1 protein-coding gene is annotated in these 12,402 nt (G+C 74.8%); it reads left to right on the top strand.

Features of this window, described 5'->3' with window-relative positions:
• Positions 1-156 precede the first annotated feature (156 nt).
• Positions 157-12,264 (top strand): amino acid adenylation domain-containing protein, encoded by a 12,108-nt coding sequence (locus tag ACFUJ1_RS11350; protein WP_378644830.1) that lies wholly within the window; start codon positions 157-159, stop codon positions 12,262-12,264.
• The last annotated feature ends 138 nt before the right edge of the window (positions 12,265-12,402 follow it).

The following is a 12,402-nucleotide window of genomic DNA, read 5'->3' on the forward strand; positions in this document are numbered from 1 at the left end:
AGCCCATCGCACGCGAATCGCGGTGATAGGGAACGTTCATCACAGTGTGCTCGTGCGGGGTCCTCATAGGCGTGTGGTGTTCTTCGATGATGGGTGGGTAATCGTGTTGCTGGTTGGTATGCCAGAAGTAAGCTCGATCATCGAGGGGGCCCGCGCATGACCAGCTCGACCAGAACCAAGCCCACCCGCATCCGCCGCGCCAGGCTGGTCGCGCTGCCACAGCTCATGGCCGCCGCCGTCGAGGCGAACCCGAACGGCACCGCCGTGGTCTTCGCCGGGGCGGACCGCGGCTACGGCAGCCTCGGCTACGCCGAACTCGACGAGCGCTCGAACCGGTTGGCCCGGTTACTGCTCGACCGCGGCATCGGCCCGGGCGACCTGGTGGCCATCGGCATCCCGCGCTCACCGGAGTCGGTGCTCGCGGTCTGGGCGGTGGCGAAGACCGGGGCGGGCTTCGTCCCCGTCGACCCGCGCTACCCGAGCGACCGGGTGGCCTACATGGTGCGCGACTCCGGCGCGGTGCTCGGGCTCACCGTCACCGCCGAGCGCGCCGAGCTACCCGGCGACGTCGAGTGGCTCGCCATCGATACCGCGGCGGCGCAGCGCTTCTCGCTGGAGCCGGTCTCCACCGTCGACCGGCCGCGCTCCCTGCGCGCGGCCGACGCGGCCTACGTCATCTACACCTCGGGCTCCACCGGAAGGCCGAAGGGCGTCGTCGTCACCCAGGCCGGGCTGAAGGGCTTCTGCGACGAGCAGCACGAGCGGTACCGGGTCGGCACCGAGTCCAGGACACTGCACTTCGCCTCGCCCTCCTTCGACGCCTCGGTGCTGGAGCTGCTGCTCGCGCTCGGCGGCGCGGCCACCATGGTGGTGGCCGACCCGGCGATCGTCGGCGGCGACGAGCTGGCCGGGCTGCTGCACCGGGAGCGGGTGACGCACGCCTTCATCACCCCCGCCGTGCTCGCCTCGCTCGACCCGGCCGGGCTGGACGAGCTGCGCGTGGTGGTCGCCGGCGGCGAGGCGTGCCCGCCGGAGCTGGTGCGGCGCTGGGTGCGGCCGCGCGGCAACGGCCGGTTCCGCGAGTTCTACAACGGCTACGGCCCCACCGAGACCACGATCATGACCAATATCAGCGGCCCGCTCGTCCCCGGCGAGACGGTCACCATCGGGGCGCCGATCCGGCGCGTGCTGGAGTACGTGCTCGACGAGCGGCTCGGCCCGGTGCCGGAGGGGGTCGCGGGCGAGCTGTACATCACCGGCGCGCAGCTGGCCCGCGGCTACCACGAGCGGCGCGGCCTCACCGCGGCCCGGTTCGTGGCGAACCCGTTCGGGGAGAGCGGCTCCCGGCTGTACCGCACCGGCGACCTGGTGCGCAGGCTCAGCTCGGGGGATGTCGAGTACCTGGGGCGCAACGACTTCCAGGTGAAGATCCGCGGGTTCCGGATCGAGCTCGGCGAGATCGACGCGGTGCTCGCCGCGCACGAGTCGGTGGACTTCGCGGTGACCACCGGCGTCGAGCAGGCGACCGGCGCGACGGTGCTCGTCGCCTACGTGCACGCCGCGGCGGGCGCCGCGATCGAGGTGCCGGAGCTGACCGGGTGGGCGGAGTCCAGACTGCCCTCGCACATGGTGCCGACCGCGATCGTCGTGCTGGACGCCATCCCGCTGACCCCGGTCGGCAAGCTGGACCGGGCCGCGCTGCCCGCGCCGGTCTTCGAGCACCGCGCCTACCGCGCCCCGGAGACGCGGGTGCAGAAGCTGGTCGCCGAGGTGATCGCGGGGGTGCTCGGTGCCGACGGGATCGGGCTGGACGACGACTTCTTCGAGCTGGGCGGGAACTCGCTGCTCGCCACCCAGGTCGCGGCGCGGATCGGCGCGGCGCTGGAGACCGGCGTCCCGGCCCGGGCGCTCTTCGAGAACACCACGGTGGCCCGGCTGGCGGCCGCGGCGGAGCGGCTCGCCGGCCGCGGCGGCAGGCCCGCCCTGACCGCCGGGCCGCGGCCGGCGCGGATTCCGCTCTCGCCCGCGCAGCAGCGCATGTGGTTCCTGAACCGGTTCGACCGCGGGTCGGCGGCGTACACGATCCCGGTCGCGGTGCGGCTGCGCGGCGCGGTCGACGCCGCGGCGCTGATCCTGGCCATCGCGGACGTGGTGCAGCGGCACGAGGTGCTGCGCACGGTGTACCCGGAGACCGACACCGGGCCGATGCAGGTGGTCATGCCTGCGAGCGCGGTCGCGGAGCCCGCCGTCCGCGGGCTCGACGCCGCGGAGCTGCCCGCCGCGCTGGCCGAGCTGATCGCGACCCCCTTCGACGTCACCACCGAGGTGCCGCTGCGGGTCGCCCTGTTCGAGCTCGGCGCGGACGAGTGGGTGCTCGCCATGGCGATCCACCACGTCAGCGGCGACGGCTCCTCGATCGCCCCGCTCACCGGGGACCTCATGGTCGCCTACCTGGCCCGCACCGCGGGGGAGGCGCCGCGCTGGGCGCCGCTGCCGGTGCAGTACGCCGACTACAGCATCTGGCAGCGCGCGCTGCTCGGCGTCGAGGACGACCCGGGCTCGGTCGCGGCCGCGCAGCTCGCGCACTGGCGGACGGCGCTCGCCGACCTGCCCGACCAGCTGGAGCTGCCGACCGACCGGCCGCGGCCGCCGGTGCAGTCCTTCGCGGGCAGCTCGGTGCCGGTGCGGATCTCGGCCGAGACGCACGCGGCGCTCACCGAACTGGCCCGCGCCCGGGGCGCGACGCTGTTCATGGCGCTGCACACCGCGCTCGCGGTGCTGCTCGCCCGGCTCGCCGGCACCGACGACGTTGCGGTCGGCACGCCGATCGCAGGCCGCGGCGATGCGATCCTCGACGACCTGATCGGCATGTTCGTGAACACCCTCGTCCTGCGCACCCGGTTGGCGCCGGGCGACCGGTTCGACGCGGTACTGGCCAGGCAGCGGGAGAGCGATATCCAGGCGTTCGCCAATGCCGACGTCCCGTTCGAGCGGCTGGTCGAGGTGCTCGACCCGGCCCGCTCGCAGAGCAGGCACCCGCTGTTCCAGGTCGGGCTCTCCTTCCAGAACTTCGGCACCACCGATTTCGAGCTGCCCGGGCTCACGGTCTCCGGGCTCGACCTGGAGATCGCGCTGTCCCAGTTCGACCTGCACCTCGTGGTCGGCGACGAGTACGCGGCCGACGGCTCGCCCGCGGGCATCTCCGGCGTCCTGACCTACGCCACCGCGCTCTTCGACCGCGCGAGCGCCGAGCAGCTGGTACACCGCTTCCTCCGGCTGCTCGACGCCGTGCTCGCCGACCCCGGCATCCCGGTCGGCGACATCCCGCTGCTCGACGCCGCCGAGCGGCGAAACGTCCTCGCCTGGAACGAGACCGCGCACCCGGTGCGCTGGACCCGGCTGCACCAGGGCTTCGACGAGCGCGCCGCCGCCGATCCCGCCGCGGTGGCGCTGGCGGGCGAGTTCGGCGAGCTGGGCTACGGCGAGCTGTCGGCCGCCGCGAACCGGGTGGCGCGGCTGCTGCGCGCGGCGGGCGTCGGCCCCGAGGTCTCCGTTGTGCTCGCGCTCCCGCGCGGCCCGGAGCTGGTCACCGCGATGCTCGGGGTGCTGCGGGCCGGGGGCGCCTTCGTCCCGCTCGACCCCGCACACCCCGCCGACCGCGTGCGGCACATCCTCGACACCACCCGCCCCGCGGTGCTGATCACCGAGCCGGGCATGCGGCTTCCGGTCGAGGTCGACCCGCGGACCGCCCGCTGCACCCTCGCCGATGCGGCCACCCACGCCGCCGACCCGCTGCCGCAGGACACCGTTCCGGACCGGCGGCACCCGGCCTACACGCTGTTCACCTCCGGCTCCACCGGGCGGCCCAAGGGCGTCACCGTGCCGCACGGCGCCGCGGCCAACCAGATCGCCTGGCTGGTCGCCGAGTACGGCATCGGCCCCGCCGACGGCTACCTGCAGAAGACCGCGCCCACCTTCGATCTCTCCATCTGGGGTTTCTTCGTGCCGCTCGCGGCGGGGGCGCGGATGGTGCTCGCCGAGGAGGGCGGGCAGCGCGACGCCGGGTACATCGCGGAGCTGATCCGGCGGCACGGCGTCACCGTCACCGACTTCGTGCCGTCGCTGCTCGCGGTCTTCGCCCAGCACGCCCGGCCGGCGGAGCTGGCCGGGCTGCGCGACGTCCTCGTCATCGGCGAGGCGCTGCACCCGGAGACGGTGGCGGCGTTCCGGCGGGTGAGCCGGGCCAGGCTGCACAACCTGTACGGCCCGACCGAGGCCGCCGTCTCGATCACCGCGCACCCGGTCACCGAGCTCGACAGCGCGGTGGTGCCGATCGGCGTGCCGGAGTGGAACAGCACCGCGCACGTGCTCGACGCCAGGCTGCGGCCGGTCCCGCCCGGTGTGCGCGGTGAGCTCTACCTCGGCGGCGCGCAGCTGGCCCGCGGCTACGCGGGCCGCCCCGAGCTGACCGCGGAGCGCTTCGTCGCCGACCCGTTCGGCGCGGGCGCGCGGCTCTACCGCACCGGCGACCTGGTGACGAGGCGCGCGGACGGCGAGCTGGTCTACGCGGGCCGCGCCGACTTCCAGGTCAAGTTCCGCGGCCAGCGCATCGAGCTCGGCGAGATCGAGACCGCCTTGCTGGCGGTGCCCGGCGTCGCGCAGGCGGTCGTGCTGGTGGCCGACGGCGACGTCGGCCAGTTCCTGGCCGGGTACGTGACCCCCGCGCCCGGCCGCGACCTCGACGGCGACGCCGTCCGGAGCGCGGTGCGCGGCGCGGTGCCCGGGTACATGCTGCCCGCGGTGGTCACCGTGCTGCCCCGGCTGCCGCTCAACCCGTCCGGCAAGCTGGACCGGAAGGCGCTGCCGGTGCCGACGTTCCGGGCGCGCGAGTTCCGCGCGCCGGTCACCGCGGTCGAGCAGACCGTGGCCGGGGTCTTCGCCGAGGTGCTCCGGGTGCAACGGGTCGGCCTGGACGACGACTTCTTCGAGCTGGGCGGCAATTCGCTGCTCGCCACCCAGGTGGCGGCCCGGCTCGGCGCCGCGCTCGACACCACGCTGCCGGTGCGCGCGCTCTTCGAGGCGGGCAGCGTCGCCGCGCTCGCCGCCCGCGCCGAACAGCACGCGGGCAGCGGCGGCCGTCCGGCGCTGACCGCCGTGCGGCGGCCCGACCCGGTGCCGCTCTCGCTGGCCCAGCAGCGCATGTGGTTCCTGAACCGCTTCGACCCGGCCTCCGCGGTCTACAACATCCCGATCGCGGTCCGGCTCAGCGGCGAACTGGACACCGCCGCCCTCGCCGCGGCCGTGCGTGACCTGGTCGCCAGGCACGAGGTGCTGCGAACCGTCTACCCGGAGGCCGCCGACGGCCCGGTGCAGCGCGTGCTCCCTGCGGACGCGGCGGTCGGCGGGCTCTACCCGGTGGCGGTGCGCCCCGGCGAGGTCGCCGAGCGGGTGACCCGGATCGCCACCACCGGTTTCGACGTGACCACCGAGGTGCCGCTGCGGATCGCGCTCTTCGAGGTGGCGGGGACCGCCGGGTACGTGCTGGTCTTCGTCGCGCACCACATCGCAGCGGACGGCTGGTCGGTCGGGCCGCTCACCCGCGACCTCATGGTGGCCTACGCCGCGCGCTCGGCGGGCGCCGCACCGGAGTGGGCGCCGCTGCCGGTGCAGTACGCGGATTTCAGCGTCTGGCAGCGGGAGCTGCTCGGCGCCGAGGACGACCCGTCGAGTCTGCTCGCCATCCAGACCGGGTACTGGCGGAAGACGCTGGACGGCCTGCCCGACGAGCTGGCGCTGCCGACCGACCGGCCGCGGCCGAACGTCTCGCACTCCGCCGGGGCGAGCCTGGATTTCGAGATCCCCGAGGAGCTGCACCGCGGGCTGCGCCTGCTCGCCACCGAGCACAACGCCACGCTCTTCATGGTGGTCCAGGCCGGGCTCGCCGTGCTGCTCGCCCAGCTCTCCGGCAGTGCCGACATCGCCATCGGAACCCCGGTGGCCGGGCGCGGCGAGGCCGAGCTGGACGACCTGATCGGCATGTTCGTCAACACCCTCGTGCTGCGCACCGAAGTCGCGCCCGCGGACGGGTTCGGCGCGCTGCTGCGTCGGGTGCGGGAGACCGACCTGGCGGCGTTCGCGCACGCCGACGTGCCCTTCGAGCGGCTGGTCGAGGTGCTGTCGCCGCCGCGCGCGCAGGCCAGGCACCCGCTCTTCCAGACCGCGCTGACCCTGGTCAACGCACCGATGACCGAGTTCGAGCTGCCCGGCCTCCTGGTCGCGGGCATCGAACCACCCGCACAGCCTGCCAAGTTCGACCTGCAGTGGACGCTCCAGGAGCGTCGTGCGGGAGCGAGCGCGCCCGCTGGCATGGCGGGTTCGGTGACCTACGCGACCGACCTCTTCGACGCCGACACCGTGCGCGCGTTCACCGAGCGCCTCGTGCGCGTACTGGCCGCGGTGGTGGCCGACGCCGAAAAACCGGTCGGCTCGGTCGATCTGCTCGACCCCGCCGAGCGCGCCGACCTGATCTCGCGGGCCTGCCCGCCGCCGCAGGCGCCGCGGCTGCTGCCCGAGCTGTTCACCGCCGGTGCGCCCGCCGCGCCCGCGGTGGTCGACGACGGGCGGACGCTCACCTACCGGGAGCTGAACGAGCGCGCGAACCGGCTGGCCCGGCTGCTGATCGCCGCCGGTGTCGGAGCGGAAGACGTGGTCGCGCTGGCGATCCCGCGCTCGATCGAGTCGGTGGTCGCGCTCGCGGCCGTCGCCAGGACCGGCGCCGCCTTCCTCCCGATCGACTCCAGGAACCCCGTCGACCGCATCGCCTTCATGATCGACGACGCAGGCGCCCGGATCGGGCTCACCGCGGGCGGCGTCCGCGCGCAGCTGCCGGGCACCGCGTGGTGGCTGGTGCTGGATGACCTCGATACCCGCGGCTTCGACGCCTCCCCGGTCACCGACGCCGAGCGCCGCGTGCCGCTGCACCCGGACCACCCCGTGCACATCATCTACACCTCCGGCTCCACCGGCCGGCCCAAGGGCGTCGTGGTGAGCCACCGGTCGCTCGCCAACTTCGCCGCCGACCAGGACCGGCGCTTCGAGCTGAGCGCCCGGACCCGGGCGCTGCACTTCGCCTCGCCCTCGTTCGACGCCTCGCTGCTGGAGCTCTTCCTCGCGATCCTGCGCGGCGGGACCCTGGTCGTGGTCCCGCAGAGCGTGTACGGCGGCGCGGAGCTCGCCGAGCTGATCCGCGAGCAGCGGGTCACCCACGCCGTCATCCCGCCCGCCGCGCTGGCCACCTTCGACCCGTCCGGGCTGAACACGCTGCGCGTGGTGATCGCCGGCGGCGAGGCCAGCCCGCCGGAGCTGATCGCCAGGTGGGCCGCCCCGCTCTTCGACGGCACCGTGCGCGCCTACCACAACGGCTACGGCCCCACCGAGACCACGGTGTGCAGCAACACCAGCGCCCCGCTGGTCCCCGGCGAGACGGTGACCATCGGCGGCCCGCAGCGCGGCACCCAGTCGCTGGTCCTGAACGCGCGGCTGCAGCCGGTGCCGGTCGGCGTCTCCGGCGAGCTCTACATCGCCGGGGTGCAGCTGGCCCGCGGCTACCACGCCAGGCCGGGGCTGACCGCCGACCGCTTCGTCGCCAACCCCTACCGCGGCGGCGAACGCATGTACCGCACCGGCGACGTGGTCCGCTGGACCCGCGGCGGCGAGGTCGAGTACGTCGGGCGCGCCGACTTCCAGGTCAAGATCCGCGGCTTCCGGATCGAACTCGGCGAGATCGACGCCGCGCTGGCCGCGCACCCGAGCGTCGACTTCGCGGTCACCATCGGCCACCGCGGCGAGACCGGGGTCGCGAACCTCGCCGCCTACGTCGTCGCCGCCCGCGGCCGCACGGTCGACACCGCCGAGCTGGCCGCGCACCTGCGCGAGACGCTGCCCGCCTACATGGTCCCGGCCGCCGTCACGGTGCTGGACCGGCTGCCGCTGACCACCGTCGGCAAGCTCGACCGCGCGGCGCTGCCCGCGCCGGTCTTCACCTCCGAGGTCGCCTTCCGCGCCCCGCGCACGCCGGTCCAGCAGACCGTCGCCGACGTCTTCGGCCTGGTGCTGGCCGTCGAGCGGGTCGGCCTGGACGACGACTTCTTCACCCTCGGCGGCAATTCCCTGCTCGCCACCCGGGTGGCCGCCCGGCTCGGCGCCGCCCTGAACACCAGGGTGCTGGTCCGCACCCTCTTCGAGACCTCGACGGTCGCGGAACTCGCCGCGGTGCTGGAGCGGGAGTCGGGCACCGGTGCCCGCCCCGCCCTGGTCGCGGCCGAGCGCCCGGAGCGGATTCCGCTCTCGCTCGCCCAGCAGCGCATGTGGTTCCTGAACCGCTTCGACCCCGATTCGGCGGTCTACAACGTGCCGATCGCGGTCCGGCTCACCGGCGAGCTCGATATCGCCGCGCTGGCGGCGGCGATCGCCGATCTCGTCCGGCGGCACGAGGTGCTGCGCACCGTCTACCCGGAGACCGCGGACGGCCCGGTGCAGCGGGTGCTCGACGTCGAGCGGGCGATCGGGGCCGGGCTGCCGGTCGCGGAGGTGTCGCCCGGCGAACTCCCCGCGCGGGTGGCCGCCGTGGTCACCGCCGGGTTCGACGTGACGACGGAGGTGCCGCTGCGGGTCGCGCTGTTCCGGATCGCGGGCGCGGACGAGTTCGTGCTGGTCTTCGTCGCGCACCACATCGCCGCCGACGGCTGGTCGGTGGGGCCGCTGACCCGCGACGTCATGGTGGCGTACGCGGCGCGGGCGGCGGGAACGGCGCCGGAGCCGGCGCCGCTGCCGGTGCAGTACGCCGATTTCAGCGTGTGGCAGCGGCGGCTGCTCGGCGACGAGTCGGACCCGGCGAGCGTGGCTGCGGTGCAGACCGCGTACTGGCGGAGCGCGCTGGCCGGGCTGCCGGTCGAGCTGGAGCTGCCGCTGAACCGGCCGCGCCCGGAACTCGCCACCCACGCGGGCGCCGGTCACACCGTCGCCATCGACGCCGAGCTGCACCGCGCCCTGCGCGGGCTCGCCGCCGACCACACCGCGACGCTCTTCATGGTCGCCCAGGCCGCGCTCGCGGTGCTGCTCGCGCGGCTCTCGGGGAGCACCGACATCGCCATCGGAACCCCGGTGGCCGGCCGCGGCGAGGCCGAGCTGGACGACCTGGTCGGCATGTTCGTCAACACCCTCGTGCTGCGCACCCCGGTGGCCGGGCAGGATTCCTTCGAGGCCGTGCTGCGCCGGGTCAGGGACACCGATCTGGCGGCGTTCGCGCACGCCGACGTCCCCTTCGAGCGGCTGGTGGAGGTGCTCGACCCGCCGCGCTCGCAGGCGCGGCACCCGCTCTTCCAGGTCGCGCTCTCGCTGGCCGACCTGCCGGCCGCGGAGTTCGCGCTGCCCGGGCTGACCATCGCCGGGGTCGAGGCGGACGCGCACGTCGCCAAGTTCGACCTGCACTGGAACCTCACCGAGCTGCCGGAGAACGGCGGCATCGCGCTCGGCGTCAACTACGCCACCGACCTCTTCGACGCCGCCACCATCGAGACCTTCGCCGAGCGGTACCTGCGGGTGCTGCGCGCCGTCGTCGCCGACGCGGGCGCACCGACCGGCGACATCGACCTGCTCGACGACCGCGAGCGGGCGCTGGTCACCCGCGACCCGGCAGGCACCGGAATCGCGGCCGACCCCGGCGGCACCCTGCTCGATCTCTTCGCCGCCGCGGTGGCGGAGCGCGGGCAGGCGCCCGCGGTGACCTACGGCGCCGAGACGCTCTCCTACGCCGACCTGGACCGGCGCTCCACCGTGCTGGCCCGGCGGCTCGCCGCCGCGGGCGCGGGCCCGGAGACGCTGGTCGCGGTGCTGCTCCCGCGCTCGCCGGAGCTGGTCGTCGCGCTGCTCGCGGTGCTGAAGTCCGGCGCGGGGTACGTGCCGATCGACCCGGCCTACCCGGCCGAGCGCATCGCCTACGTCCTCGCCGACGCGCGCCCCGCGAGCGTCGTGCTCGCCTCGGGCATCGAGGTCGAGCTGCCGCCCGGCCTGCCCGTGGTCGAGGCCGCGAACCTGGACGAGGGCGATGCCGCGCCGATCACCGGTGCCGCGCCCACCCCGGACACCATCGCGTACGTCATCTACACCTCGGGCTCCACCGGCCGCCCCAAGGGCGTCGCGGTCCCGCACGGGAACGTGGTCCGGCTGCTCGCCAACACCGCAGCGGACTTCGGCTTCGGCCCGGACGACGTGTGGACCCTGTTCCACTCCTTCGCCTTCGACTTCTCGGTCTGGGAGCTGTGGGGCGCGCTCGCCTTCGGCGGCGAGCTGGTGGTGGTCGACCAGGCCACCGCGCGCTCGCCGGAGCAGCTGCTGGAGCTGCTGCGGGCGAAGCGGGTGACCGTGCTCAACCAGACGCCGTCCGCCTTCTACCAGCTCGCCGAGGCCGAGCGGGGCTCCGCCGCGCCGCAGCGGTTGCGGTACGTGATCTTCGGCGGCGAGGCGCTGGAGCCGCGCCGCCTCGCCGGCTGGGTCGCCAGGCACGGCGACCGCGCGCCGCGGCTGGTGAACATGTACGGCATCACCGAGACCACGGTGCACGTCACCTACCGCCCGCTCGACGCCGCGACCATCGACGCGGGTGCGGGCAGCGTCGTCGGCCTGGCCATCCCCGGCCTCGACCTGGAGCTGCTCGACGACCGGCTGCGGCCGGTGCCGATCGGGGTCGCGGGGGAGATGTACGTCGGCGGCGGCCAGCTGGCCCGCGGCTACCTGGGCAGGCCCGCCCTCACCGCCGCCCGCTTCGTCGCCGGGCCGGACGGCACCCGCCGCTACCGCTCCGGCGACCGCGCCCGCTGGACCCGCGACGGCGAACTCGAGTACCTGGGCCGCGCCGACGACCAGGTGAAGGTGCGCGGCTTCCGCATCGAGCTCGGCGAGATCGAGGCGGCGCTGCTGACCCGGCCCGGAATCGCGCAGGCCGCGGTGGTCGTGCGCACCGACCGGCCCGGCGACGCCAGGATCGTCGCCTACGTCGTCCCGGCCCCCGGCGCGCCCGCGCTCGACCCGGGTGCCCTGCGCACCGGCGTCGCCGAGGTGCTGCCCGGCTATATGGTCCCCTCGGCCTTCGTCCCGGTCGACGCCATCCCGCTGACCGTGAACGGCAAGCTCGACCGGCGCGCCCTGCCCGCCCCGAGCTACGCCGCCCGCGAGTTCCGCGCGCCGTCGACCCCGGCCGAGGAGACGGTGGCCGCGGTCTTCGCCGAGGTACTCGGCACCGAACGGGTCGGCGCCGACGACGACTTCTTCGAGCTCGGCGGCAACTCGCTGATCGCCACCCGGGTCGTCACCCGGCTGCGCGAGCGCACCGGCACCGAGCTCCGGGTCGCCGTCTTCTTCGACGACCCCACCGTGGCCGGCGTCGCGGCCCGGATCGTCGCCGCGCACTCGGGCGACGACGCCGCCATGGGGGTGCTGCTGCCGATCCGGCGCACGGGCGACCGGCCGCCGCTCTTCTGCCTCCACCCCTACACCGGCCTGGCCTGGAGCTTCGCCGGGCTGGCCCGGTTCCTCCCGGCCGACCAGCCGATCTTCGGGCTGCAGACGCCCGCGCTCACCGAGGACGACTGGCATCCGACCTCGCTCGACGACTTCGTCGAGCGGTATGTCGCGGAGATCAGGAAGGTGCGGCCGACGGGGCCGTACCGGCTGCTCGGCTGGTCGATCGGCGGGGTGCTGGCGCACGCCGTCGCGGTGCGGCTGCAGCGCGACGGCGCCGAGGTCGAGCTGCTCGCGGTCCTGGACGGCACCCCGGCCGTCGACTTCGCCGATTTCCGGCGCGCGGTGCGCTCCGCCTTCGCCGAGGTGGGGATCGCGCCGGCGGCGCTGCCCCCGGAGGAGGACCTCGGCGACCTGAGCGAGGCGGCACTCGAGGCGCTGGCCGCCGCGATCCCCGCCGAGCTCGCGGTGCTGGACGCCGCCCGGCTGCGGCGCATCTACCGCGGCGCCATGAGCGTGGTCGAGCTGGTCGGCCGGTCCGGCTTCGGCGTCTTCCGCGGCCCGATCGAGTTCTTCCGCGCCACCCGGCCGGACCCCGGCGGGGTGCTGGTCGACCCCGCCGAATGGGCCCCCTACACCGACACCCCGGTCATCGACCACCCCGTCGACACCTCGCACCTGCTCATGACCACCCCGGAGGCGCTCGCCCGGATCGCACCCCGCTTGACCGAGATCCTCGATAAATAGCGCCACGCCCGGCGCTGTGAACTGCATCTCGCGCGGCATTGTTGCCATGCTGTGCGGATGCCCTGCACCCTGGAGTGCGTAGCGTCCGCCAACTGGGCCGAGTGCCCGGAGCGCGGTTCCCCCCGGGAACCCGCGCCG

This window comes from Nocardia sp. NPDC057227 (assembly GCF_042669725.1).
In the GTDB taxonomy this organism is placed as follows: domain Bacteria; phylum Actinomycetota; class Actinomycetes; order Mycobacteriales; family Mycobacteriaceae; genus Nocardia; species Nocardia asteroides_A.